Annotated in this window: 24 protein-coding genes; 8 read left to right on the forward strand and 16 right to left on the reverse strand. The window is 64.3% G+C overall.

Translation table 11 applies throughout. From position 1 onward, the window contains the following. Positions 1 to 263: 263 nt before the first annotated feature. Together KO539_RS25740 and KO539_RS25745 are read left to right on the forward strand one after the other, a co-directional pair. Positions 264 to 1,115 carry a helix-turn-helix transcriptional regulator gene (locus KO539_RS25740; protein WP_051958704.1) on the forward strand — a complete coding sequence of 284 codons (852 nt, stop codon included), beginning with the start codon at positions 264 to 266 and terminating at the stop codon, positions 1,113 to 1,115. 29 nt (positions 1,116 to 1,144) lie between these two features. Further along, positions 1,145 to 2,179, forward strand: coding sequence for a serine hydrolase (locus KO539_RS25745; protein WP_219312797.1), 1,035 nt, complete (start codon positions 1,145 to 1,147; stop codon positions 2,177 to 2,179). 7 nt (positions 2,180 to 2,186) lie between these two features. Here the strand turns inward: KO539_RS25745 and KO539_RS25750 are convergent, their stop codons facing one another. The 16 genes from KO539_RS25750 to KO539_RS25825 form a co-directional block, all read right to left on the reverse strand. Then, a complete protein-coding gene (locus KO539_RS25750) occupies positions 2,187 to 3,077 on the reverse strand; it encodes an alpha/beta hydrolase (RefSeq protein ID WP_219312799.1) in 891 nt (296 codons plus the stop codon). Positions 3,078 to 3,101: 24 nt separating this feature from the next. After that, positions 3,102 to 4,172, reverse strand: a complete 1,071-nt coding sequence (locus tag KO539_RS25755; protein WP_257626473.1) for a tetratricopeptide repeat protein — start codon at positions 4,170 to 4,172, stop codon at positions 3,102 to 3,104. 17 nt (positions 4,173 to 4,189) lie between these two features. After that, complete coding sequence (locus tag KO539_RS25760; RefSeq protein WP_219312801.1) at positions 4,190 to 5,095, reverse strand: ExeA family protein; 906 nt, start codon at positions 5,093 to 5,095, stop codon at positions 4,190 to 4,192. Then, positions 5,096 to 6,883: a pilus (MSHA type) biogenesis protein MshL gene (mshL, locus tag KO539_RS25765; protein ID WP_219312803.1), complete on the reverse strand. Its 1,788-nt coding sequence runs from the start codon at positions 6,881 to 6,883 to the stop codon at positions 5,096 to 5,098. It lies immediately after the preceding gene. 38 nt (positions 6,884 to 6,921) lie between these two features. After that, positions 6,922 to 7,335, reverse strand: coding sequence for an MSHA biogenesis protein MshK (locus KO539_RS25770; protein ID WP_257626474.1), 414 nt, complete (start codon positions 7,333 to 7,335; stop codon positions 6,922 to 6,924). Then, a complete protein-coding gene (gene gspM, locus KO539_RS25775; RefSeq protein WP_219312805.1) occupies positions 7,320 to 8,003 on the reverse strand; it encodes a type II secretion system protein GspM in 684 nt (227 codons plus the stop codon). Before gspM ends, KO539_RS25770 begins: the two co-directional genes overlap by 16 nt. Then, positions 8,003 to 8,674 (reverse strand): PilN domain-containing protein, encoded by a 672-nt coding sequence (locus tag KO539_RS25780; protein ID WP_219312807.1) that lies wholly within the window; start codon positions 8,672 to 8,674, stop codon positions 8,003 to 8,005. The genes gspM and KO539_RS25780 overlap by 1 nt, the downstream gene beginning before the upstream one ends. Continuing rightward, entirely contained in the window at positions 8,671 to 9,630 is a 960-nt protein-coding gene (locus KO539_RS25785; protein WP_219312808.1) for an agglutinin biogenesis protein MshI, read from the reverse strand. Before KO539_RS25785 ends, KO539_RS25780 begins: the two co-directional genes overlap by 4 nt. A gap of 131 nt (positions 9,631 to 9,761) precedes the next feature. Further along, a complete protein-coding gene (locus tag KO539_RS25790; protein ID WP_219312810.1) occupies positions 9,762 to 10,220 on the reverse strand; it encodes an agglutinin biogenesis protein MshP in 459 nt (152 codons plus the stop codon). Continuing rightward, entirely contained in the window at positions 10,217 to 11,119 is a 903-nt protein-coding gene (locus KO539_RS25795) for a prepilin-type N-terminal cleavage/methylation domain-containing protein (RefSeq protein ID WP_219312812.1), read from the reverse strand. The genes KO539_RS25790 and KO539_RS25795 overlap by 4 nt, the downstream gene beginning before the upstream one ends. Then, positions 11,116 to 11,673 carry a prepilin-type N-terminal cleavage/methylation domain-containing protein gene (locus KO539_RS25800; RefSeq protein ID WP_219312814.1) on the reverse strand — a complete coding sequence of 186 codons (558 nt, stop codon included), beginning with the start codon at positions 11,671 to 11,673 and terminating at the stop codon, positions 11,116 to 11,118. Before KO539_RS25800 ends, KO539_RS25795 begins: the two co-directional genes overlap by 4 nt. Then, positions 11,663 to 12,316 carry a Tfp pilus assembly protein FimT/FimU gene (locus KO539_RS25805; protein ID WP_225241662.1) on the reverse strand — a complete coding sequence of 218 codons (654 nt, stop codon included), beginning with the start codon at positions 12,314 to 12,316 and terminating at the stop codon, positions 11,663 to 11,665. Before KO539_RS25805 ends, KO539_RS25800 begins: the two co-directional genes overlap by 11 nt. 45 nt (positions 12,317 to 12,361) lie before the next feature. Further along, complete coding sequence (locus tag KO539_RS30625) at positions 12,362 to 12,832, reverse strand: type II secretion system protein (protein WP_281431297.1); 471 nt, start codon at positions 12,830 to 12,832, stop codon at positions 12,362 to 12,364. A 78-nt stretch (positions 12,833 to 12,910) separates the two neighbouring features. Then, positions 12,911 to 13,417 (reverse strand): type II secretion system protein, encoded by a 507-nt coding sequence (locus tag KO539_RS25815; RefSeq protein ID WP_219312816.1) that lies wholly within the window; start codon positions 13,415 to 13,417, stop codon positions 12,911 to 12,913. Beyond that, a complete protein-coding gene (locus tag KO539_RS25820) occupies positions 13,417 to 14,652 on the reverse strand; it encodes a type II secretion system F family protein (protein ID WP_219312818.1) in 1,236 nt (411 codons plus the stop codon). Before KO539_RS25820 ends, KO539_RS25815 begins: the two co-directional genes overlap by 1 nt. Before the next feature lies 1 nt (position 14,653). After that, positions 14,654 to 16,357 (reverse strand): GspE/PulE family protein, encoded by a 1,704-nt coding sequence (locus KO539_RS25825; protein WP_035819688.1) that lies wholly within the window; start codon positions 16,355 to 16,357, stop codon positions 14,654 to 14,656. Between the two features lie 213 nt (positions 16,358 to 16,570). Here KO539_RS25825 and KO539_RS25830 point away from each other — a divergent pair, with 213 nt between their 5' ends. The 6 genes from KO539_RS25830 to KO539_RS25855 all read left to right on the forward strand — a co-directional run bounded on the left by KO539_RS25830 (position 16,571) and on the right by KO539_RS25855 (position 25,156). Beyond that, entirely contained in the window at positions 16,571 to 17,299 is a 729-nt protein-coding gene (locus KO539_RS25830; protein ID WP_219312820.1) for an ABC transporter ATP-binding protein, read from the forward strand. Continuing rightward, positions 17,296 to 18,804 (forward strand): ExeA family protein, encoded by a 1,509-nt coding sequence (locus KO539_RS25835; RefSeq protein WP_257626475.1) that lies wholly within the window; start codon positions 17,296 to 17,298, stop codon positions 18,802 to 18,804. Before KO539_RS25830 ends, KO539_RS25835 begins: the two co-directional genes overlap by 4 nt. Positions 18,805 to 18,911: 107 nt before the next feature. Beyond that, positions 18,912 to 20,864, forward strand: a complete 1,953-nt coding sequence (locus tag KO539_RS25840; RefSeq protein WP_219312822.1) for a type II secretion system protein GspD — start codon at positions 18,912 to 18,914, stop codon at positions 20,862 to 20,864. Continuing rightward, on the forward strand, positions 20,861 to 22,240 hold the full coding sequence (locus KO539_RS25845) for a tetratricopeptide repeat protein (protein ID WP_219312824.1): 1,380 nt from the start codon (positions 20,861 to 20,863) through the stop codon (positions 22,238 to 22,240). Before KO539_RS25840 ends, KO539_RS25845 begins: the two co-directional genes overlap by 4 nt. Before the next feature lie 7 nt (positions 22,241 to 22,247). After that, a complete protein-coding gene (locus KO539_RS25850; protein WP_219312826.1) occupies positions 22,248 to 23,951 on the forward strand; it encodes a GspE/PulE family protein in 1,704 nt (567 codons plus the stop codon). After that, the gene (locus KO539_RS25855; protein ID WP_219312828.1) at positions 23,951 to 25,156 is read left to right on the forward strand and encodes a type II secretion system F family protein; all 1,206 of its coding nucleotides are present in this window, start codon (positions 23,951 to 23,953) and stop codon (positions 25,154 to 25,156) included. The genes KO539_RS25850 and KO539_RS25855 overlap by 1 nt, the downstream gene beginning before the upstream one ends. Positions 25,157 to 25,161 lie beyond the last annotated feature (5 nt).

The raw sequence follows: 25,161 nt of genomic DNA on the forward strand, positions 1-25,161 counted from the left end.
CGCCAGTATCGAACACTCGCTTGCGGGCAAACTCATCATGAGGGAGCCCACTGTATGCTATCCGATTGCCCTTTCCGGCGCATGCCATTGCGACAAACGGCTTGATTGGGGGATTGAAACGCCATTTCGAGGACGCGTGTAGCCGGCTTGATGGCGCCGTCCCGCATCCCGCGCATTCCCCCGAATCGACCGTTCATCCTGCCCCCGGCGCTGTTCGTCGTTCCGCGCTCGCCCGTGGGGGCAGCCGCACATACCATGCCGACATGACCACTCCACTCCAGTTCAAGTCCGGCCAGTTCTATGGCGACGTGCATCACGGCGCGCGCGGCAGCATGTTCGATATCCGCCGCCTGCAGGCCACGCGTGGCGAGGATGAAGTCGAAACGCACCGGCATGACGACGCCCACTTCGTCTTCGTTCTGTCCGGCACGTATATTTCCAGCGCCCTGCACGCCCCGCCGCGCGCGCCTTCGCCCACTCTCGTATTCAATCCTGCCGGCACGACGCACCGCGACCGCTTCGTCGATGGCAAGGGCAGTTTCATGACGGTATCGCTTGACCCTGCCCTGCTGGCGGGCGCCGAGGAATTGCATGCGGCCCAGGAGTGCGCCAGCGTGTTGCGCGATACGGCCAGCGCGGCCGCCGCTTTCCGGCTGGCGCGCGAAATTGGCCGCGGCGGCGATGGCGCCCTGCTCGAAGCGGGCGCATGGGACATGCTGGCCAGCCTGCACAAGACGCCCCGGCAGGCGCGCCCATCCCTGCCCGGCTGGGCCCACCAGGCTTATGAAGCCGTGATGGACCTGGCCAATGACACGCATCTGCGCATCGCCGACGTGGCCGCCGCCCTGGGCGTGCATCCCGTGCACCTGGCCCGCGTGTTTCGCCAGGCCTGGGGCTGTTCGCCGGGCGACCTGCTGCGCTGGCGCCGCGTCGACCAGGCCAGCGGCCTGCTGCGCCGCCCGGAACTGAGCATGGCCGAGGTGGCGCTGAGCGTGGGCTTCGCCGACCAGAGCCACATGAGCCGCGCCTTCCAGGCCCGCTACGGCATGACGCCCAGCAACTATCGACGCCAAATGTTTCAAACGTCCAAGACAATGCCCGGATTGCAAGACTAGACTGAACTTTTCCAACTCAGGAGTACACCATGTTGCGATATTTACCCCTTCTTCTGGCCTTCGGCAGCAGCGTCCACGCGGGCGAACTGGACGGCGTTACCACCGCCATCGAAGCGGGCGACTTCAAGCAGATCACCAGCGTCGTGGTGGCACAGCATGGCAAGCTGCTCTACGAACACTACTTCGACAAGGACGGCGCGGAAAGCCTGCGCAACACGCGCTCGGTTGGCAAGACGGTGGCGGGCATGCTGGTCGGCCTGGCCATCGAGCGCAAGCTCTTGCGCACCGACACTCCCGTCCTGCCCTATTTTCCGGAACTGCGCCCGTTGGCCCATGCCGACCCGCGCAAGGACAAGATCACGGTCGAGGATTTCCTGACCATGAGCTCGCTGCTCGAATGCGACGACGACAACCAGCATTCGCGCGGCAACGAAGAGCGCATGTATCTGGTGGAAGACTGGAGCCGCTTCGTGGCGGACCTGCCGATCCGCGGCTTTCCCGAATGGCAGCCCCGCCCCGAGCAATCGCCATATGGCCGCGCCTGGAGCTATTGCACGGCCGGCGTCACCCTGCTGGGACCGCTGCTTGAAAAAGTGAGCGGCCAGCGCGTGCCGGACTTTGCGGCCGCCAACCTGTTCAAGCCGCTGGGCATCGACAAGGTGAAATGGCAATTCCAGCCCAAGGGCAGCGCCATGACGGGCGGCGGCTTGCAGCTGCGCAGCGTGGACCTGATGAAGCTTGGCCAGCTCTACCTCGACGGCGGGCGCTGGAATGGCCAGCAGGTGATGCCGGTCGACTGGGTCAGGCGCTCGATCGCGCCGCATGCCAACGCGCGCGAAGGCATGGACTATGGTTACCTGTGGTGGCTGCAACCGTTCACGGCGAATGGCCGCACGGTGCAAAGCTATGGCATGGCGGGTTCGGGCGGCAATAAAGTGCTCGTATTGCCGGAACTCGATGCCGTGGTCGTCATCACCACGACCAACTTCCAGGTGCGCGATGCCCATGGACTCAGCGAAAAATTGCTGACCAAGCTGATCATGCCGGCACTGATGCGCCCCTGAGCACCCCTCATTTTGCCGACGTCAGGTACGCCCGCAAGCCATGCGTGAGCACGAAAGGAAACACGCTCGCGTGATCTTCATCCTCGAAGACGCGCAAGCGGGTTGTCAAGCCGGGGAACTTGCGCGATTTCAACTTCCCATCGAATTCGCGCAAGTCGGCCAGCATGTCAGCCTCGTCCTCCGAACGCGAACGCTTCTTGCCTGCCGCCAGCTTTTCCAGGCCGCCGATGCCGAAGAACACGGACGCCGGCAAGTCCTTGTGGCTGGCCGCATACGCCTGTTCGCGGTCAAACATGACGCCGGCGTCGTACCACAGCGACGGGCTGCCGAGGATGTAGTGCTCGAAGGTGCGCGGTTGCGTCAGCAAAAATTGCAGACCCAGCAGGCTGCCGTAGGAATGGCCGATAAACACCTTGCGCTGCATGTTCACGCGATACTGTTGCGAAATAAAGGGAAACACCTCGCCCGAGATGAACTGGGCATACGCCTTCGCTTCGCCGAACGCCGGCTGCCGCCCCGGCATGTCCGAGCGGTAATCATGCTTGCGCGGCGTGGTGGGCGTGTAATCGCGGCGGCGGCTGTACACCCCGCCATCGCCATTGGCGTACGACAATCCCACCACGACCACTTCTTCCATCCCCGCATGCTTGTTCAGGCGCTGCGCGATATTGCGCACGATGGGGAACGAGTAATTGGCGTCCACGACGAACAGCACCGGATAGCGTTTATTGCCCTGCCGATAAGAATCGGGCAAGGCGACATATACCTGGTAATCGCGCTTCAGGGCTTGCGCCCGGATGTCGCGCACTTCGGTATTCTCAAGAACGTAGCTGGCAGGGGCGGCCTGGGCGCTGACGGCCAGGCAGCACAGGACGATGAGCAGGCTGAAAGGCTTCAAGCTGTTTCTTTCATTGAGGTAAATTTACTTCGCCGCAGCCGCCGTCAGCTGCACCAGCTTGCGTTCGACAAACGCCTGCAATTGCGGCGACAGGGTTTGCAAGCCCTTGGCCCGCTCGAACGCCTGGCGCGCCTGGGCAGGATGGTTGTCCGTCTGCAAGGCGATGCCGAGACCCATCCACCAGACGCTGTTGTCGGGCGCCGTCTGCAGAGCCAGCTGATAGTGGTCGGCCGCTTCGCGGTAGCGCTGCTCGCGCTGCAGCACGCCAGCCAGGAAGGCATGGTATTCGCCGCTGTCGCTGGCGTACGGCAGGCTGCGCGTCAGGGTATCGAGGGCAACCGCGCCGCCGTTGGGCTTGTCCAGCTGCAAACGGGCCAGCATCATCGCTTGCGCCGGCTGTTTCGGGTCCAGCGCCAGACTCAGTTGCAACTGGCGCGCTGCTTCGTCGGGGCGCTGCGCTTCCAGCAGCAGGCGCACCAGGGTTTCGCGCGCGCCCTGGTGGCGCGGATCCAGCTGCAGGGTCTGCTGCAAGGCCAGCATGGCGTCAGACACGCGGCCATCCTGCAACTGCGCCAGCGCGCGCCGGTATTCATTCTCCACGCGCTGCTGCGGCGTGACTTGTTTTCCATCGATGATGCGCTCGCTGGCGGCCAGTACCGGCGTTTTCACCACGGGCGCGACGGCACGCTTGGCGGGTTGTTCCGTGATGCGGCGCATCTCGGCGGCACGCAGCCTGGCTGGCGCGACCGTCTCCTCGGCCTGGAACACGGGTTCGGGTTCCGCCGCCACGACGGGTGCCGCTGCGGCGACCACCACTGGCACGGGAGCAACGGCCGCAGGCACGGGCGCCGATACTGGAAGCAACACCGGCGTGCTAGCCACATTGACCAGCACGGGCGGCACGGCCGGGCGCTTCAGGTAGACCCAGCCCAGGGCGATGGCGGCGGCCGTCAGGCCGGCCGCGCCGCCGAAGACCAGCGCGCGCGAGACGCCCCGCTCGCGTTCGGGCACGGAACGGATGCCGGCCGCGTCGCCGCGTCCATCGGGGGTGCCGCGGGCATCGAGGTCTTGCAACATCTTGTTAATCAGGCTCATCTACAGGCTCATCTTCGTCATCGGTTCAATAAAGTCCAGCTCGCGCCGCAGGCGGCAGCCAGCACGCCGGCACCGGCCAGCCACGGCCACGGCCGTTGCCACAAGCGGCGCGGATTGCTGGCCAGGGTGTCGCTGGCGGCCAGCGCCACGTGGCGTCCGCTCACTTGCTGCCGCCCTTCGCCATACGCCACCATCAGCGCCTTGTGCGCCATGATGTTGATCAGGCGCGGGATGCCGCCGGAAGCCTGGTACAGCTTGCCCACGCCACGACGGCTGAACAGGCGCGCGCCATCGAAACCGGCCACACGCAGGCGGTGCGCTACATAAAAATCCACGTCGTCGCGCGACAACGGACCCAGGTGGTAGTGAAAGGTGATGCGCTGCGCCAGCTGGCGGATTTCCGGCAGGGCCAGCTTGACGTCCAGTTCCGGCTGGCCGAACAGCACGATTTGCAGCAGCTTGCGCTTTTCCGTTTCCAGGTTCGTCAGCAAACGCAAGGCTTCGAGGCTGTCGACGGGTATCGCCTGCGCCTCGTCCAGGCACAGCAGCACGCGCTTGCCCTGCGCCGCCAGGTTGAGCAGGCGCAAGTTGAGGGATTTGAGCAATTGATGCTGATCCGCATCTTTCTCCAGCAGCACATCGAGGTCATCGGCCAGCGCCAGGATCAGCGAACGGGGCGGCAAGTTCGGATTCGGGATGTAGGCCGTGACGAAGTCCGGTCCCAACGATTGCATGAACTTGCGGCACAAAAAGGTTTTACCAGTGCCCACCTCGCCAGTGATCTTGATGAAGCCCTCGCCATTGCGCGCCGCCACCAGCAAGGTGTTGAGCGCCTTTTGCGACTGCGGGCCGTTGAAAAAGAAACTGGTATCGGGCGTGAGGCCGAACGGCGCCTCGCGCAAGCCGAAATGGGCCTGGTACATTTAGCGCCGCTCCGACGGACGGCGCGGGTCGAGCGCCTCGATGCGCTTGCCCGAATCGAGCAAGTCCTCGTTCCAGCTATTGGCGCCGTCGACGATAGTCGGCTTGATCAGCACCACCAGCTCGCGCTTCTGGATCACCTGCCCCGTGTTGCGGAACAGCGCGCCCAGCACGGGAATATCGCCCGCGCCCGGCACTTGCGAGCGATCCGCCGTGGTGGCCTGGCGCATCAGCCCGCCGATGGCGACGATGCGGCCATCCTGGCTGCGCACCATGCTGTCCATTTCGGACGTGCTGGACGCGGCCAGTGGCAGTTTCAGCGAACCGGCGCTGCCCAGGTCGATCTCCTTGCTGATGGTCGACACCTGGCTGACGGACGGGTGCACGTGCAGGATGATGTTGCCATCCGCATCGATCTGCGGCGTCACATCCAGCACCACGCCGGAAAAGAACGGCTGCAAGGTCACGTTGGGACTGGTCGTCGCGCCGCTGGCCGTCGTATTCGTCGTGGTCGACACGCCCGTCACGTAAAACTCGTCCGTGCCGATCTTCAGCACGGCCTTCTGGTTGTTCATGGTGGCGATACGCGGGCTCGACAGCACGTGTACGGAGCCTTGCGATTCCAGGAAGGAAATCATGGCCGCGAAATTGGCCGTCTGGAAAGCCAGGCCGAACATGGAACCGGCCGCGTTCGCCGCCGAGCTGAGGCCGAAGCCGCTGCTGGCCGTCAAGCCATTGCCATTCGTCATGTTGGGCGGCTGGCCGCCGTTGAACGGCAGCGGCGCCAGGCTGCCGCCCGGCTGGATGAAGCCCGTCGAGATGCGGTTCGTGTGGCCGCTCTTGATCGAGGCGAACGAGGCCCAGTTGATGCCCGTCTGCGTGTTGTTGTTGAGTTCGACTTCGAGGATTTTCGCTTCCAGGATCACCTGGCGGTCGACGGACAGCTGCGTGGCCTTCAAATACATGTCGACATTGCGCAACTCGTCCGGCATGGCGCGGATGACGATCACGCCCGACTGCGGGCTGAGCACCACTTGCCGGCCGCCTTCGGTGCTGCCCACGATGGCTTCCAGCGCCGCTTTCAATTCCGGCCAGAAATCCGCCGTCGACGAGGTGGTCAGGTTGCTGCTGTCCAGCGTGCGGCCGCCCTGGCCGCTATTCGTTTGCTGGTTCTGCTCGTTATTGTTGCCCTGGTTGTTATTACCGCTATTGCCGCTATTGCCCGAACCGCCCGAGTTGGTCGAACCGACCGAACCGACCGACGTCGACGACACGCGCAGGTTGGAACTGCCGCGGCGCGCGCCCGTCAGATAATTGACGTGGAACAAACGCGTCTGCATGGTCAGGGGCTTGATGTAGATCTGCGTGCCCTCGACCTTGTAGTCGTAGCCATACAGTTCGCGCACGGCGTCGAGCGCCTGGAACAGGGTCACGTCCTTCAGGTTGGCGGAAATCGTGCCGCCGATGTCGGGATGAACCAGCATGTTGTAGCGCGTACCGGCCACGATGGAAGTGAAGAACTGGCGCGCCGGCACATTGTTGAAAGCCACGTTGAAGCGCTCGTCAAGCGCGGCGCGGGCCTTCGGCAATTGCTGGGCCAGGGCCGCCACGGGCGGCAGCAGCGCCGCTTCCACGGCGTCCGGCTGGGCCGCTGGCGCCGTGGTGGCCGCCGCGCCCTTGACGGCGTCGGTGATCGCATTATAGGTATCGCGCTTGACGGGCGCGACATTGCAGCCGCCCAGGCCCAGGCTGACGCTGATGACAGCCGCCATCGTACTGATCTTGAACATGCTCGCCTTGTGTTGATTGAGTTGCTTGGCCACTTCTTCTACTCCTGCTTGCTGCCGGTCTTGCTATCGGTCTTGCGATCGGCCTTGTTATCGGTCTTGCTGCTCGGGTACAGCTTGAAGGTTTCCAGTGATTTGCCACGCCGCAACAATACGGCCGTGTCGCGGATTTCCGTCACCACGGCGCCGCCCACCTTGCTGCCGACCCTGACCGTCTGGCCATCGATGACGGCCAGGCGGCGTCCGCCCGGCTGGGTGGAGATGAGCACCGACTGCAGCTGCGGCCGGGCCGCGGCGGCGGGCGCGGTACTGGCGGGCGCCCACAGGGCTGCCGGCGGGCGCGTCGGATCATCGAGCGCCTGCGCCTGCGCGCCCGGCCATGCCAGGTGCAGCGTCAACCCCAGCGCCAGGGAAAGCGCCGGCAGCGCGCGGCCAACGGTCAAAGTGCGATCCATGTATCGTCCATGCTGAGGGTATGTAAGGTCAGGGTCAAGGTGGCGTTCGGGTAGCTGGCGGCGTCCAGGTGGGCGGCGCCCCAGAAGACGCGCGTCGGCATCGCTTGCAGCGCCTGCATGTATTGCACCATGTCGGCATAACTGCCTTGCAGCACCACTTCCACGCCATGCTGATGCAGCAGGGGCGCTGGCGCCGCCGCCTTGGCCGCCGCATCGCCGTTCGCGGCATCGGCCTGGCGCGCACCCACGGCGCTGGCGGGCAAGGTTTTCAGCGACACCACACGCAGTCCGGCGTGCTGGCGCAGCAAGTGTTCCAGCAAGGTCACCATGCGCTCGGGCGCCACCAGGCCGTGCTGCTTCTCGCGCAGCGCCTGCGCCAGCGATGCCGTTTCCGCCTGCAGTGCCACCAGGCGCGCACGCGCTTCCTGGTCGGGATCGGTGGCGTGGGCCAGCATGGTCAGCTCGATTTCCTTGTCGGTGGCCGTCAACAGGCTTTGTTTTTGCGCAATACTCGCCTCCAGCGCGGCGCGTTTCGCCAGCAGGGGATTAAAGCTCATGAAATAAAACACGAACAGGACGGCGGCCGCACCGGCGCCGAACACCATCAGCCGCTCGCGCAGGCTGAGGGCGTCGAAGGCCGTGGCCCATTTTTTCAGCAAGGGCAGCATCAGCGTGTTCCTCCGGCAACAGGTTTTGCCGGCGCGGCTGGCCCGGCCGCGCGGTCGGCCGACTGCAGGCTGAACGCTACATAAGGCAGGCTGGGCGCCTTGCCCTCGGCCACAGCCGGGGGCTGGGGCTGGCCGATGTCGAGGCTGGCGAAGCTCTTGCCTTTCAACACTTCCTGCTGGCCCAGGCGCGTGATGTAGGCGGGCAGCAGCGACGCGTGCAAGGCGCGGCCCTGCAAGCCGAAGTCATTGCCGGCGCCGGCGATATCCACGCCCGTCAGCCATACGCCCTCGACCCTGGCCTGCGCCAGCGCGCGAAAATAACCGGCATAGCCGAGGGTATTGCCCAGCTTGCCGCTTGCCAGCACGCCAGACGCATCCTGCAGCAACTGGCGCTGCGCCTCGACGGCCGCCAGTTCCTGCGCCAGGGCCGGATCTTTCTTGCGTGGCGGAAAATCGCGCAAGATCTGGTCACGCTTCGCCTCGCCTTGCGCCAGCGCTGCCTTGACGCCCGCTTCGCGCTGCTCCAGGCTGGCCATTGCCTGCTGAGCCAGCACGCCCACGGCCAGCAAGACCAGCGCCAGGCCGCCCAGGCCCAGGCCGGCCGTGCGCGCCGACATATGGTGTTTTTTCAGTTCAAACTGGGGATTGAACAGATTGATCTGCTGGCTCATGCGCCCTTCCCTTCGTGCTTGCCCGGGTGCTGGCCAAGCTCGCGCAAGGCGGCGCCGATGGCCAGGAAGTAGCGCGCCTGCATGGCGGGGTCGCGCAGCTCGGCGGCCTGCGACAGGTCCAGCACCGTGGCCAGGTCCAGCTGCTCGACCGGCATGTAGAGATTGTCGGCCAGATACGCGTGCAAGCCATCGCTGGCACCCGTCATCAGCATCAGACGGGCCAGCGAAATGAAATGGAACTGGCGGTCAAAGTGGTCGAACGAGCGCTGCAGTTCCAGGGTGACGCGGTCGTAATACTGGCTGGCGTCGGGCGACTGCAATTGCGTCAGGGTCACATCGATGCGGCGCGCCTGGTACAGCTCGCCATTGAAGCTCATGGTCAGCAAGCCGCCGTCGCCATCGAAAAACAGCACGGCGATGCCGCGTCCCGGCGTTTCCAGCAAGGTGGCGATATTGCGTTGCGCCATCTCGGGGATATCGATCACGGACAGGCCGATCTTGCATTCGGCGTACTGCGCCTGGCGGCGCGACACGGCACTGTTGCGCGCCGCGACGGCAAACACGCTGCTGCCCCGCTGGGTGCCGTTCGGGTCGCCGGGGATGTCGAACACGTCGATGGTGGCCTCGGCCAGGGGGAAGTCCAGCATGTCCTTCAAGCGCCAGCCCACGGCCGTTTTCAGTTCCTCGCGCGGCACGGCCGGCGCTTCCAGCGACAGCAACTGGTATTCGCCGCCGGCCAGCACGCTGGTGCAGTGGCGCGCGGTCGCCTGCAGTTCCTTGCCCAGTTTTTCCAGCACCTCGGCCGGCGCCGGCCGCGCAGCCGCCTGGTAGCTGGCGCCCCGCACGCGCGGCATGCCGTCGGCGGGACGTTCGACAACGACAGCGCTGACGCCTTCGCGGCCAAACGCCGTGGCCAGCCATCCATCGTACTTCTTTGCTCTTGCGAATAAACCCATGCGAACTATCCAGTGTAAGTGCCTGCCCGATCTTGTCGCGCAGTGTATGCATCCAGCCAATTTTAATTCATGAAGCCAACTTTATTGTGTAAAAACAATAAATTAGCGATCTTTTTTGCACGCAGTTGACCTTACTGCGACAGCACGGCTTGCAAACGGCGCTGGACGTAATCGGCGTTATTTCCCGCGTTCGGACAGCGCGGCTCGACCGAGGCCGGCTGATTGCACGCCGTGGCCGTGATGGTCCAGCTGGTCAAGGTAGCGGGCGCCGTGGCCGCGCTGCATTGCACGGTGACGCTGAACGCCGATAGTGTCGTGCCCGCCGGCAAGCTGAACGTGGTACCGCCGATGCATGCCGCGCCGGTGGTCAGGCCCGCACTGATCTGTTTCTGCAAACCCCATTCCAGGCCGGCGCGGGCAGCCTGCTCGGCGCGCACGCCCTGCACGTCCATCGCCGATTCCTTCTGCTGGAAGGTGGAAATATTCACCATCACGGCCGCCAGCGCGGCCAGCACCACCAGCAGGAAAATGGCCGTGACAAGGCTGAAACCGCGCATGCGGCGTGCACGGTAGCGCAACAAGCGCGTCATGGCGTATTCCGCGCCTGCACCTGTTGCACCAGGCGCAGCACGCCCGTATTGCTGTTCGCCGCACCCAGGCTCAGGTCGATATTCACCAGGCCCCGCTGCACATTGGCCAAAATGCCATAGCTGAAACGGCAAGCCGTCACCTGGCGCGCCAGCTGGGCACCCTTCGCCGCCAACAATGGCTCGCTGCCAGCCACAACCGGCTGGGTGGCCTGGATGGCATAGCCGGCGTAACGGGTCAGCGTGCCGGTCCCCAGATCGCACGCATAGGTGACGGGCGTCGACACCACCTGGAAGCGGTTCGATGGCGACGGCAGCGGCGCCGGCGCCGTCGTGAAAGGATAGCTGCCGAGCGTGACGACACTACCGGACACGCCCGTTACGGCCGCGCGGTTGCAGCCATTCGCCGCGCTGCAGGCATAGGCATTGTTCGGCGCGTACTCCGTGCCCAGGTTGTAGACGACGATCTGGTCGCCCACGTTGATCGCCTGGCGCGCGCCCAGCGCATTGGCGGGCATGGCGCCGACGACGGTGAAGGTCAATGGAAGGCTGGGGTCGGGAGGGGTATCAAAGCTCAGCACATTGCCCGGCGCGGCCGCATCGCTGTCGCTCAGGTAGCGCCCGCCCGTCTTGGTCAGCAGCAATTCCAGGAACAGGCCGTCGTTCGACACGCGCACGCTGTTGGGCAGTGCCAGGCGCACGTCGCGCGTCAGGCGGCGCGCCGCCGTATCGGCCGTGTCGGCCAGTACCGCGCGCGCCGCGACATCCATATAGCCTTGCACGGGCACGCGGATGAAGACGGCGACCATGGCGCCGATGATGCCCGTGATGACGATCACGATGACCAGCTCGACGAGGGTAAAGCCGCGCGCAAGGCGCCGGGGATTGAGGAATTTTTTCATGGGATACTGTTCGGCGCGTAGCGCACGCGATAGCCGTCAAGCACGATCTGCTGGTCGGCATATGGCACCGTCACCTGGATACGCAGACCTTCCGTGGCGGGCAAGCCGTTCAGGGCTGCCTGGGTGATAACCACAGAGGCAACGTATGCCTTGGCGGAGCCTGCAGCCCAGACGGCGCCCTGCGCATCCGTCTTGTACTCCGTGGCCGCGCCATACGCGCTCACGTAATCGTTGACGTTGTCGAAAGGCCGCCCCACGCCGTTCGCTTCTTCCCCCGGCCCTTCCGGGACGGTGCAGCCGGCCGGGCTGGTCGCCGTTTGCGCAGCCGGGTCTTGCGGGTCGCAATAGGTAAACCGCGCCAGCTGGATTTCTTCCAGCATGCCTTCGGCAATCGCCAGCGCCTGCTTGCGCAATTGCGGATCGGCGCTGTGCTTTGTCGTCAGGCTCATTACGCCGAGAATGGCGGCCGATGCCAGGCCGACGATGACGATGAACAGCACCAGTTCGATCAAGGTCACGCCGCGCTCGCGCCGGCGATGCTGGCTAATGGACATAGCCCGTCTCCCCTTCAACCGTGACGGTGCGCGTCAGGCCGTTGCTCTGGATGCTGATTTGCAGCGGGCCAGGGAAGGTCGATGCGTCAGGAAACACATTGGTCAGCGCATATGGCTGGCCCAGCGCGTCGAAATAAAAACTTGCCGACTTGACGGGATCGGTGGACATGGTCACACCGGAAGGACGGCCTTCGCACAGCCAATTGCTACCCAAGCAATGCTGCAACGTTTCCTTGCTGCCGCTGTTGCTGCCCGTGGGCGGCACCACCTTCTGCTCATCGCTGCAGCCGGTGTCGAAGCACAGGGCCACCTTGTTGGCGTCGATGCGGACAAACACGGCACGGTTTTGCGCCACCGCAAGCTTTTGCCCGTAGCGCACGATATTCGTCACCTGGTCGGCAAAACCGCGCGCGTCAAACGTGTCGCGCTGGAAAAACCGGTTGACGGCAAAGGTCGCCAGCAAGCCCGCCAGCACCAGCACGGCCACCAGTTCGATCAAGGTGAAGCCGCGCGCAGCCGTACGCGGCAGGGGGCGTAGCGGCCCTGCGTGGCGATGCGGAAAAGCTGTCGGTGGCTGCTGCAATGGATGGCCCGTAAAAAAGCCCAACGGGCTGGCGCCTGGGGTTGGGCTGGTGGTGCGCAAGGAAGGCCGGGCGTGGCCTGACTTTCCTTGCAGAGTGCTCAGATATTAATTGCAGGTCGTGGTGCTTGCTTCGACCGTAATCTTCGGCGCGTCACCTGCCTTGGTCGGAGCAACGTACGTTACCGTGCATGTCGCGCGGGTTGCATCGGGCTTCACGACACCACCTGCGAACTTGTAGTCTGGGTCGGTCAGGCCAGCCGCATCGATGATGGTATCAGCAGTCGGATAGCCATAAATACCTGCGATATCCTTGCCTTCCATCTTCGCGCTGGTAACACCTGAAGCATCGGCAACCGCGCCGCCGACCAGCCACTGGGCATGATACAGGGCCGCGCCCGCCTTGACGGCGCCAGCGGCCGCCTGCATCTTGGCCACGCGCGCATCGGTCGACATGTCGATAAATTTAGGAATCGCCGTGGCGGCCAGGATGCCGAGGATCACGATGACGACGATCAGTTCGATCAGGGTGAAACCTGCCTGGGCGCCGCTTTTCATACTACGTAAAGACTTGTTCATTCTTGCTTTCTCCAAAATCAAATAAAAACATCAAAACCAACGCCATGAAACTGTCGCCGCACCGGACCAGAAAGCGCCTCAGTTTGCTACCGAGTCCGGCGATTTCCACACCACGATATCGGGTTCCTGGGCAAGCTTGTCAAGATCGGCGTCTGCTCGTGGCAAGGTTACCTTAAATTTCACTGACTCAACCCCTTTAGCGGGAAAAATATTGCCATTACTAAACAAATAGATGATTTTTTGCTCTTTTTTATCGTACAACCAGTTCCCGGCTTGCAATTTTTCAAGATCCGGATGCGCGAACTCGCCCAGGTAGTTGGCCGGCTTGTCGACCAGCCAGTCGAACGGGTTTTGCCGTGCCAGCGCCGGCAACTGGTCGCGCCGGTCGGCCAGGTACAAGTGCAGCACCTGCACCCGCAAACTGGTGCGCAGGACGCCCAGCATCTGCGCCACGGCCACCTGCTGCGCCTGCTGCTGGTAATAGCTGACCCGGTTCAAGAAAACGGCCATCAGGATGGCGAACACGCCCGCCACCACCGCCAGCTCGAACAGGGTGAAACCGCGCTGGCGGAGCGGTTTTCTCATCAGTGCAGGGCCGCCCGGCCCAGGTCCCAGATCGGCAGGAAGATGCCCAGCGCCAGCACCAGCACCATGGCGCCGAGGAAGACGATCAAAATCGGCTCGATCTGCGCCGACAGGGTTTTCAGCTCGTAATCGACTTCGCGCTCGTACATGTCGGCGATCTCGTCCATCAGGTCATCGAGCGAACCGGACTCCTCGCCCACGGCGATCATCTGCAGCACCACGGGCGTAAACACGTTGGCCGCCACCGAGGTGCGCAAGATGCTTTCGCCCCGCTCGACGCCGTCGCGCATCTGCTCCACGCGCGCGCTCAAATACGTGTTGTCGACCGTTTGCGACACCACCGTCAGCGCCTGCACGATGGGCACGCCGCTCGTGCTCGACAAGGCAAAACTGCGCGCGAAGCGGGCCATCGTGCCTTTCAGGATGATCTTGCCGGCGATCGGCAGGCGCAGCTTGGCGCGGTCCCATTTGTACAAGCCCTCTTTCGTGCGCAGCCAGGCGCGCCAGCCGAAAAAGCCGCCCGCGCCCAGCATCAGCAGGAGGGGCCAGTACGCCACCGTAAAGCGCGAGGTGCCGATCAGGATGCGCGTCATCAGGGGCAGTTCCGCATGGAAACTGGCAAAGACCTTTTCAAACTGGGGAATGACGAAGATATTCACCACCACCATGGCGGCCAGCATGGCGAAGACGACGAAGGTCGGGTAGCGCGTCGCCGTTTTCACGCGCGCGCGCATGTCGCGGTCGAATTCCAGGTGGTTGAACAGGCGCAAAAACACTTCATCGAGGCGCCCCGTCATTTCGCCCACGCGCACCATCGACAAATAAAACGGCGTGAAGATGGTCGGGTGGCGCGCCATGGCGGCCGACAGTTCGCGGCCCGCGTCGAGCGACTCGCGCACATCCTTGATGATGCGCCCGAACGCGGGGCTGATGGCGGACTCCTGCAAGCCGGCCAGGCCGCGCATGATGGGCACGCCCGCCTTGAGCAGGGTGTACAGCTGGCGGCTGAACAGTTGCACGTCCATGGGCGTGACTTTTTTCTCGGTCAGCCTGGCCCACCAGCCCAGCTGGCTGGCGCCGGCCTTCGTCACCGTCTGTTTGGTGGCGCTGATGTCGACGGGCGTGCTGCCGCCCGCCATCAACTGGTCGGCCACGGCGCCGCTGTCGGCGCCTTCCATCACGCCGGTCAGCAGTTCGCCGCTGGCGCTACGCGCCTTGTAAGAGAAAAACGGCACCTCAATCCTCGCTCTGGTTGCTGATGCGCATCGCTTCCATCACCGTCGTGCGGCCTTGCACCACCAGCTGCACGGCGTGGCGGCGCAGGGTCTCGCCCGCCATCTGCGCCGTCGCCACCTTCATGAAGTGGGAAGGATCGGCATGGTTGGCGGCGTCGGCCACGGCGCGCGTGATTTCCAGCAATTCGTACACGCCCGTGCGGCCCCGGTAACCCATGCCGTTGCAATGCGAGCAGCCCTTGCCGTGGAAATACTGGTTGCGCTCGACCAGCTCGCCCAGTTCCAGACGCAGCCATTCGTATTCATTCGGCGTGGGCTGGTACGGCGTGCTGCAGCTTTCGCAGATCACGCGCACCAGGCGCTGCGCCAGCACGGCTTGCAGCGAACTGCCCACCATGTAGCGGGGCACGCCCATGTCCATCAGGCGCAGCGGCGTGCTGATGGCGTCATTGGTATGCAGGGTCGACAGCACCAGGTGACCCGTCATGGCGGCGCGCAGGCCGATCTGCGCCGTTTCCTGGTCGCGCATCTCGCCGACCAGCACGATGTCGGGATCTTGCCGCAGGGCCGAACGCAACACCCGGGCAAAGTTCAGTTCGATCTTCTCGTTCACTTGCACCTGGTTAATGCCCGGCAAGCGGTATTCGACCGGGTCTTCCACCGTGATGAGCTTTTTTTCCACGGAATTGAGCTCGGACAAGGCGCAGTACAAGGTCGTCGTTTTGCCGCTGCCGGTCGGCCCCGTCACCAGCACGAGGCCGTTCGGACGGCTGACGATGGCGCGGAACTGCGCCACCAGCTTGGGCGGCATGCCGATGGCGTCCAGGCGCAAGGTCGTGCCACCCTGGTTCAGCAAGCGCATCACCACCGATTCGCCGTACTGCGTTGGCATGGTGGAAATACGCACGTCGATGCGCTGGTTTTTCACGCGGATGGCGAAGCGGCCATCCTGCGGCAAGCGCTTCTCGGAAATATCGAGGTCCGACATCAGCTTTAAACGCAGCGCCAGCGAACTGGCGATCTTGCTGTCCGCTTCCGTCTGCAGGTGCAGCACGCCGTCGATGCGGAAGCGGATCTGCAGCCGGCCTTCCTGCGGCTCGATGTGGATGTCCGAGGCGCGCACCTGCGTGGCATCCTCGAACACGGATTGCAGCAGCTTGACGATGGGCGCCTCTTCCAGGCCCGGATTGGCAGCCAGCGCGCCAAAGTCGACGGACACGTCGCCCAGGTCCTGCTCCAGCTCGCGCGTCAGCGTGGAGATATCCTCCGTGCGGCGGTAGATGCGGTCGATGGCGGCCAGCACTTCCGTTTCATTGACAACGGCCAGCTCGATATGGCGCTTGACCAGGCGCGAAATTTCATCATAAGCGAACAGGTCCGTCGGATCGGACATGCCGACCAGCAAGCCCTCGCGGCGGTCTTCCAGCACCAGCGCGCGGAAGCGCCGTGCCTGGGTTTCCGGCAGCAGCCGCACCAGTTCGGGATTGATGTTGAAAAACTTCAGATTGATGTAGGGAATGTCGAGCTGGCGCGCCAGCGCGCCCGAAATCTGCTCTTCCGTGACGAAGCCGTGCTCGACAAAAACGCGGCCCAGCTTGCGCCCCGAACGCTTCTGTTCCGTCAAGGCCTGGCCCAACTGTTCTTCCGTCAGCAATTTCTGCTGCACCAAAATTTCACCGAGCCGGACTTTCTCTGGCCTTGCCATTGCATACTCCTCGACAAACAAAATCCACAGACGATACACGCCAGCGGCGCGCGCAGGTATTTTATTCCAGAACCTGTTGTTTCTTAAAGAAAATACATTGCGTGGCTTGATTTTCGCGCATTTCAACACACTGCAAGGAAACGCTTGCCGCCCACCTGCGCCCATGGCAATAATGGAGATCCTTCCCCGTCTTCCCTGCCGACCATTGCCCCTATGAATGCCTGTGCCATCGAGTTCCACAACGTGCATCTGCAACTGGCGGGCAGCGCCGTGCTGCGCGGCGTCGACCTGCAGGTGCGCGCGGGAGAACTGTTCGGTCTGGTTGGCGTGAATGGCGCGGGCAAGACATCGCTGCTGAAATGCCTGCTCGACTTTTGCGCGCCCGAGCGGGGTAACATCACCATCTTCGCCCAGCCGCACCGCCACGGCGCGGCGCGCCAGCCCCTGTCGTTTCTGCCGGAACGCTTCCAGGCACCCCATTACCTGACGGGCGGCGACTTCCTGCGCTACCTGGCGCGCCTGCACAAGGCGACCCCCGATGCGCAGGCGCTGCAGCAAACCCTGGACGCGCTGGACCTTGCCCCGGACGCCTTGCTGCGCCCCGCGCGCGAGTATTCAAAAGGCATGATGCAAAAGCTGGGACTGGCCGCCTGCTTGCTGTCGGGCAAGCCGCAACTGGTGCTCGATGAACCGATGAGCGGGCTCGACCCGAAGGCGCGCGCGCAGTTCAAGCAAGTGCTGCGGCAAGCGCGCACACAAGGCCGTGGCGCCCTGCTCACCTCGCATGCGCTGGCCGACGTGGAAGAATTGTGCGACCGCATGGCCATCCTGCATGCGGGCCGCATCGTGTTTACAGGTACGCCAGCCGAATGCCGCGCGCGCCATGGCGGCGCCGAAGACGCCAGCCTGGAACAGGCTTTTCTCAATTGCATCGCGACATGAACGCCCCTGTCTCCGCACCGCACGCCGCCAGCCCCAGCCCCAGCGGCTACGCGCCCGCGCCGCACGGCATGTATCTGCGCCATTTCGGCTTGCGCACGGCGCCGTTCGGCATCACGCCGGACCCGGCCTTCTTTTATACGGGCAATACACGGGGCGAACTGCTCGATGCGCTGCTGTATGCCGTCACGCAAGGCGAAGGCATCATCAAGCTGACAGGCGAAGTGGGCAGCGGCAAGACCATGTTGTGCCGCATGCTGGCCGAGCGCCTGCCGCCCCACGTCGATGTGCTGTACCTGCTCAATCCACGCCTGGAGCCGGACGACGTGCTGCACGCCATCGCCGCCGAACTGGGCCTGGAACTGGACGGATGCCGCGCCGATGCCGTGCTGCGCGCCCTGCACGGCGAGCTGATCGCCCGGCATGCGGCGGGACGGCAGGTGGTGCTGCTGGCCGAAGAAGCGCAAGCCATGCCGGGCGCCACGCTGGAAGCGCTGCGCCTGCTGACGAATCTGGAAACGGCCAGCCACAAGCTGCTGCAAATCGTCCTGTTTGGCCAGCCGGAATTGCAGCACACCCTGGACTTGCCCCAGTTTCGCCCATTGAAGGAACGCATCACCCACAGTTTTAGCGTGCCGCCCCTGCCGCGGGCCTTGCTGGGCGACTATCTGGCATGCCGCCTGAGCGCCGCCGGCCGCATGACGCCGCTCGTCTTCACGCCGGCCGCACTGCGCCGGCTGGCGCGCGCGGCGCAAGGCATCGTGCGCAGGGTCAACATTTTGGCCGACAAGGCCTTGCTGGCCGCGTTTGCGGACGATGCACAGGAAATCAGTGCGCGCCACATGCGCCTGGCCATTGCCGACAGCCCCTTTTACCGCGCGCCCTGGCATGCGGGCAAGCTGCTGGCGGGCGCCTTGAGCGCGCTGATGCTGCTGCTGGCCACGGCGCTGCTGTGGCAATGGCTGACGGACAGCCAGGGACAGACAGCGGCGACCGCCAGGACGGCCCCGCCGGCAAGCCAGGCATTCCAGGCATCGCAGGTACACGCCACCACGCCCGCCATTGCGCACCCAGGCGCGCTGCAGACAGCCGTGGCGCGCGCACCGTTGCCAGCGCCATCCACGCTGCTCGACAACAAGCTGGCCGAATCGCGCGACTGGCTGGCGCGCCAAGGGGCACGGCAACTGGTGCTGCAGATCGCCAGCCTGCCCGCCACCGAGACGGCTGCGGCGGAAACCTTCCTGCAGCAGGCGCAGCAAGCCACCGGCCTGCGCGACCTCCACGTGTTTCGCCTGCCTGGCGGCGCGCCCGCAAAGACGCCGCGCAATACCTCCGCCGCGCGCCTGCTCATCGTTTACGGCAGCTTTGCCGACCAGGCCAGCGCCGAAGCCGTGCGGGCCAGGCTGGCCCCGGCATCGCCACAGAAAATATTGCTGAGCGACATAGATAGTATCCGCATGGAAATGAAAGCCATGATCGCGGCAAAAACGGGGCGTGGCGCCCCCTGACTTTATTTCCGCATATTGCCTCTCGGGCCTGCACAGCCGATTGCTTTTGAGCGATCATGCTGGGTAAAATTACAAAAGCACAACACGACTTCAAGGGCGAACTTTTCATGACTCAACACCCTATTCCTGTGCTGGCCTCCTGGGTCGCCCTCGCCTGCAGCACCATGCTGGCCGGCTGCGCCACGCATCAAACGCCGCTGTCGCCGGCCCACCTCAATGCCGCGCCCGTTCCCGCCGGCGTCATTCCCGAACCGGTGCAGCAAAGCAGCGCGCTGGCCGCACCCTTGCCGGCGCCCAAAGTGGAGACCTACAGCGTCACCGTGCACAAGGTGCCCGTGCAATCGCTGCTGTTTGCGCTGACGCGCGACGCGGGCATGAATATCGACATCCACCCGCAAATCGAAGGCAGCGTCACCTTGAATGCGCTGAACCAGACCCTGCCGCAACTGCTGGCGCGTATCGGCAAGCAAGTCGATATGCGCTACGAAATCGAGGGCAAGAACCTGACCGTGCTGCCCGACGCGCCCGTGTGGCGCAATTACAAGGTGGATTACGTCAACATGGCGCGCAGCACCAACAGCAGCGTGAATATCGCCACGCAAATCTCCACGGCGGGCGGCGGGTCGAACAACGCCAGCAACCCCGTGGGCGGGACGCAGGGCAGCGGCGGCAATGGCAATAACAATTCGACTACCCTGGTCGTGAATCGTTCGGAAAATAATTTCTGGTACAGCCTGGAAAAGAATATCCGCGACCTGCTGCGCGAGACCACGCTCAACGACGTGCAGGTGGACCCGCTGGCGCAGCTGAACCAGCAATTGACGAGCATGCCCGGCCAGCAGGGGCAGCAAGGACAGCAGGCACAGCAAGTCCAGCCTGGCCAGCAGCAGAATCAGGCCGGCAATCAATACGGCGGCCAGGCGCCGATGCAGACTGGCGGCCAGTATGCGCCAGGCCAGCAGCAGGCGCCCATCCAGAACGCGAATCCCGGCCAGCCGCTCGATGCGAACGGCATGCCGCTGTTAAAGCTGGCCAACAAGGGCAGCCCCTCGTCCGTCGTCGTCAACGTGGAAGGCGGCCTGATCGCCGTGCGGGCCACGGGGCGCCAGCATGAAAAGATCGCCGAATTCCTCGACGCCGTATTGCACAGCGCCAAGCGGCAAGTGCTGATCGAGGCGACCATCCTCGAAGTGCGCCTGAGCAATGAATACCAGCAGGGCATCAACTGGTCGCGCCTGACGGGCAGCCTGCAATTGCGGCAAGGGCAAGTGGGCACGGCGGGCCTGTCCAGCGGAGTCACGCCCGGCGCCACGCCCGGCATCTTCGTGCTCGATTACCTGAAAGACAGTTTCAAAACGACCATCCAGCTGCTCGAATCGTTCGGCAAGGTGAAAGTGCTGTCCAGCCCGAAGATCAGCGTGCTGAACAACCAGACGGCCATGCTGAAGGTGGTCGACAACAATGTCTTCTTTACCATCAAGGTGACGCCCGCCGTGATCAGCTCGACGGGCACCATCACCACGCCGGCCACGTATGAATCGAAACTGGAAACGGTGCCCGTCGGCTTCGTCATGAGCGTCACGCCGCAGATTTCCGACAGCGATGAAGTCACCCTCAACGTGCGCCCCACCATCACGCGCATCGTGGGCTACGTGCAAGACCCGAATCCGGCCCTGGCCACGGCCAACGTGCAAAGCCGCGTGCCCGTGATCCAGGCGCGCGAGCTGGAATCGATCATGAAAGTGGGCAATGGCCAGATCGCCGTGATGGGCGGCCTGATGCAGGATTCCATCGACAATGCCCGCGATGGCGTGCCCGGCCTGTCCAGCCTGCCGTTGGTGGGCAATCTGTTTACCTACCGCAATGAAGCAAGCAGCAAGACGGAACTGGTGATCTTCATGCGCCCCGTCGTCGTCAAGGATGCCAGCGTCGAGGGCGATTACCGCGCGTACCGCTACCTGCTGCCCGGCCAGGCGCCGCTCAACAGCCAGCCCTACACGGATGGCCCGCCGGCGCCGGCCGTCCGGCCGCAGGCGCGCTTGCAGGGAGATTTTCCATGAGCTTGCTGATGCAGGCCCTCAAGAAGGCCGAGCGCGCCAAGCAGAACAGCCTTTCCGACGAGGAACTGGAAAAGCCGTCCGAAGCCTACGACCAGGTCCTGGAACTGGCGCCGGCCGACTCCCTGCCGCCCCCTGCCACGCCTGCCGCGCCAGTGGCACCGCCGCCCGCGCCGCCGGCCAGCACCTTGCGCCTGGAACCGCTGGCGGACGCGCCCGCGCCGCAGCCCGAGTCCGGTGGCGCGCAGCCTGGCCCGCCTCCCGAACCGCCACGCGCGCGCGCCGAACCGCCGCCCGCCCGGCCACGCGCCAGCCGCAGCAATCCGCCGCCGAAAGGTCCCACCGGCCCCATCAGCGTCGACCCGGCCACCGTGCGCCTGGCCGTGCTGCTGGCCATATTGCTGCTGGTGGCAGGTTCCATGGCGTACTGGTACTGGCGCGCCAGCACCAGCCCCGGCGCGGGCGCCAGCCTGCCCGGCGTGCCCATGCCGCTGACGGACGCTCCGGGCGCGGCCGGCGTTGCCGGCCCCGTGCTGGTGCTGCCGGCCACGGGTGCCGCGCCGACGGACGCCATGACGCCTGCCGCACTGCCGCCCGACTATCCGCGCGACGCGCGCCAGCAGACAGCTGCGGCGGACCAGCAGGCGATGATCCAGGCCGCCGTGGCGGCGCAGCTGGCGCACCTGGCCCCGCCTGCGCCACCGAGCCTGCCACCGGTGGCCGCGCCCGACAACAGCCAGATCCAGGTGCAGCGCAGCGTGGCCGCGCCGCAAATCAACCCCGGCGTGCAGCAAGCCTACCAGGCCTTCAACGGGGGCCAGCTGGGCCTGGCTCGTCAGCAATATGAAACGGTGCTGCGGCAGGATGCGAATAACCGCGACGCGCTGCTGGGCCTGGCGGCCGTGGCCCTGCGCGAGCAGCAGGGTGCGCAAGCGGCGGCCCTGTACGTGCGTTTGCTGGAAATCAATCCCGACGATGGCGAAGCGCTGGCCGGCCTGATCGGACTGCGCCAGGGCGACGTGGCGCAGAGCGAAGCAAGGCTGAAAGCCATCCTGGCGCGCAGCCCCGACAGCGCACCCGTGCTGTTTGCACTGGGCAATGTTTACGCCAAGCAGCGCCGCTGGAACGAGGCACAGCAGCAATTTTTCCGCGCCTATGGCGCCGCGCCCGGCAATCCCGACTATGCCTTCAACCTGGCCGTGGGCCTGGACCGGCTGAACCAGCCCCGGCTGGCCGCCACGTATTACCAGCGCGCCTTGAGCCTGGCGCAAGCGACGCCGGCCGCCTTCGACCAAGCCGTCGTGCAAACGCGCTTGCGCGAATTGACGGCAGCTGTGGCCACGGCCGAGCCGGCCACTACCCCACCCCGTCAGGAATAAGCATCACATGGCAGAACAGGCAAAACTTCCCCTCGGCAAGCTGCTGATCCAGAAAGGCGTGATCAGCGAAGACCAGCTGCGCATCGCCCTGATCGAGCAGCGGCGCAGCAGCGAGCCGCTGGGCAAGCTCTTGATCACCCTGGGTTTCGTCACGGAAGCGACTGTGCGCGAGGCGCTCAGCGAAAACCTGAAACAGGTCAGCGCCGATCTGTCGAGCCTGGTGGTCGACGCCATTGCATTAAAACTGATCCCGAAAGACGTGGCCAAGCGCTATCGCGTCTTCCCTATCGTCTATGAACGGCAGGCGGACAATCTGATCCTGGCCATGGCCGACACCAGCAACATCGTTGCGCTCGATCAAATCAGCGCCATGCTGGTCAAGGGCATCACGATTTCCACCGTGCTGGTCAACGAATCGGACATTTCGCGCGCCATCGACCAGTACTATGGCTTCGAACTGTCGATCGACGGCATCCTGCACGAGATCGAAACGGGCGAAGTCAGCTATCAAAGCATGGCATCGCCATCGGACGAGTACAGCCAGCCCATGGTGCGTCTGATCGATGCGCTGCTGGCCGATGCCGTGCAGAACGGCGCCTCGGACATCCATTTCGAGCCGGAACAGTCGTTCCTGCGCATCCGCTACCGCATCGACGGCATCCTGCGGCAAATCCGCAGCCTGCACAAATCGTACTGGCCGGCCATGGCCGTGCGCCTGAAGGTGATGTCGAACATGAATATCGCCGAGGCGCGCGCGCCGCAGGATGGGCGCATCAGCATCAAGTTTTCCGGGCGGCAAATCGACTTTCGCGCCTCGGCGCAGCCCACCACGCATGGCGAAAACGTCGTGCTGCGCGTACTGGACCGGCAAAAAGGCATCGTGCCGCTCGACGCCTTGGGCCTGGCCGAAGCGGAGCTGAACTTGCTGAAACTGATGATCGCGCGCCCCGACGGTGTGATCCTCGTGACGGGCCCGACGGGCAGCGGCAAGACCACGACCCTGTATTCGATACTCAACCATATCAATACGGAAAGCGTCAACATCATGACCCTGGAAGATCCGGTCGAGTATCCGATGAACATGATACGCCAGACTTCCGTCAACGAATCCGTCAAGCTGGGCTTTGCCGACGGCATCCGTTCGATGATGCGGCAAGACCCGGACATCATTTTAGTTGGCGAGATCCGCGACCGCGAAACGGCGGAAATGGCCTTTGCCGCCGCCATGACGGGCCACCAGGTGTATTCCACCCTGCATACGAGCTCGGCCATCGGTTCCGTGGCGCGCCTGCTCGACATCGGCATCCTGCCCGACATCATGGCCGGCAACATCATCGGCATCGTGGCGCAGCGCCTGGTGCGCCGTTTGTGTCCGCACTGCAAGGAAACGGTGATCGCCGATAGCATCGAACGCCGACTGCTGGGCCTGGTCCCGGACGAAGCGCCCGTGTCCATCTGCCGCGCCGCCGGCTGCGAGCGCTGCGCCCACCAGGGTTACAAGGGCCGCCTGGCCATCATGGAAATCCTCAAGATGACGGCCGAACTCGATGAATTGACGGCACGCCGCGCCAGTTCGCGCGAATTGAAGAACGCGGCGCGCGCAGCCGGCTTCAAGGGCATCGTCGACGACGGCATGCGCCGCGTGATGGAAGGCGTCACCACCCTGGAAGAAGTGGGCCGCGTGGTCGACCTGACGGAAAGGCTGGCCTGATGGCGCAATATGTCTACCGCGCCATGGATGCCGCCGGCGCGCTGATTCCCGGCAGCATGGAGGCGGCCAACGTGCCGGATCTGGAAGCGCGCTTGCACCGCATGCAGCTCGACCTCATCGACTGCAAGATCACGGGGCAGTACCTGGTGTTGCTGGGCAAGCGGGTCATCCACCGGCGCGACCTGATCAATTTCTGTTTTCACATGGAGCAATTGACGGGTGCGGGTGTGCCCATCCTGGAAGGCTTGAATGACTTGCGCGAAAGCACGGACCACCCGCGCCTGCGCGAAGTCGTCACGGACCTGATCGAAAGCATCGAGGGTGGCCTGCCCCTGTCCGGCGCGCTGGCCCAACATGGCGACATCTTCGACGCCACGTTCACCAGCCTGATACTGGCGGGCGAACAGAGCGGCAGGATCGCCGACGTCTTCAAGAACCTGTCCGAAAGTCTGAAATGGCAGGACGAGCTGGCCTCGCAGACGCGCAAGATCGTCATGTACCCCGTCATCGTGGCCATCGTCGTGGCGGCCGTGACGTTTTTCCTGATGATCTATCTGGTCCCCCAGCTGACGGCTTTTATTCGCAACATGGGCGGCGAGCTGCCGCTGCACACGCGCGTGCTCATTGCCGTGTCGAACGTGTTCATCGACTACTGGTATCTGCTGCTGGCTTTGCCCGTGCTGCTGTTTTTCGGCCTGCGCGCCCTGATCCGCCGCAACGAAGGCGCCCGCTATGCCTGGGATGGCTTGAAACTGCGGCTGTGGCTGGTCGGCCCCGTGCTGCACAAGATCATCCTGGCCCGCTTCGCCACGTTTTTTGCCCTGATGTATGCCTCCGGCATCACAATACTCGAATGCATCCGCCTGTCCGAAGGCATCGCCGGCAACCAGGTGGTGGCGGCCGGCCTGCGCCGCGCCGCCCAGCTGATCAGCGAAGGCCATGGCGTCACCGCCGCCTTTCAGCATACGGGCATCTTCCCGCCGCTGGTGATCCGCATGCTGAAGGTGGGCGAGGCCACGGGTTCGCTGGACACGGCCTTGCGCAATGTCAGTTACTTTTACAACCGCGAAGTGAAGGAATTGATTGAAAAAGTGCAAGCCATGATCGAGCCGGCCATGACGGTCATCCTGGGCTTGCTGCTGGGCTGGATCATGCTGTCGGTGCTGGGGCCGATCTACGACACCATCAGCACAATCAAAACCTGAGGCCG

The sequence above is a fragment of the Janthinobacterium sp. NKUCC06_STL genome, assembly GCF_019345455.1.
Taxonomy (GTDB): domain Bacteria; phylum Pseudomonadota; class Gammaproteobacteria; order Burkholderiales; family Burkholderiaceae_D; genus Janthinobacterium; species Janthinobacterium rivuli.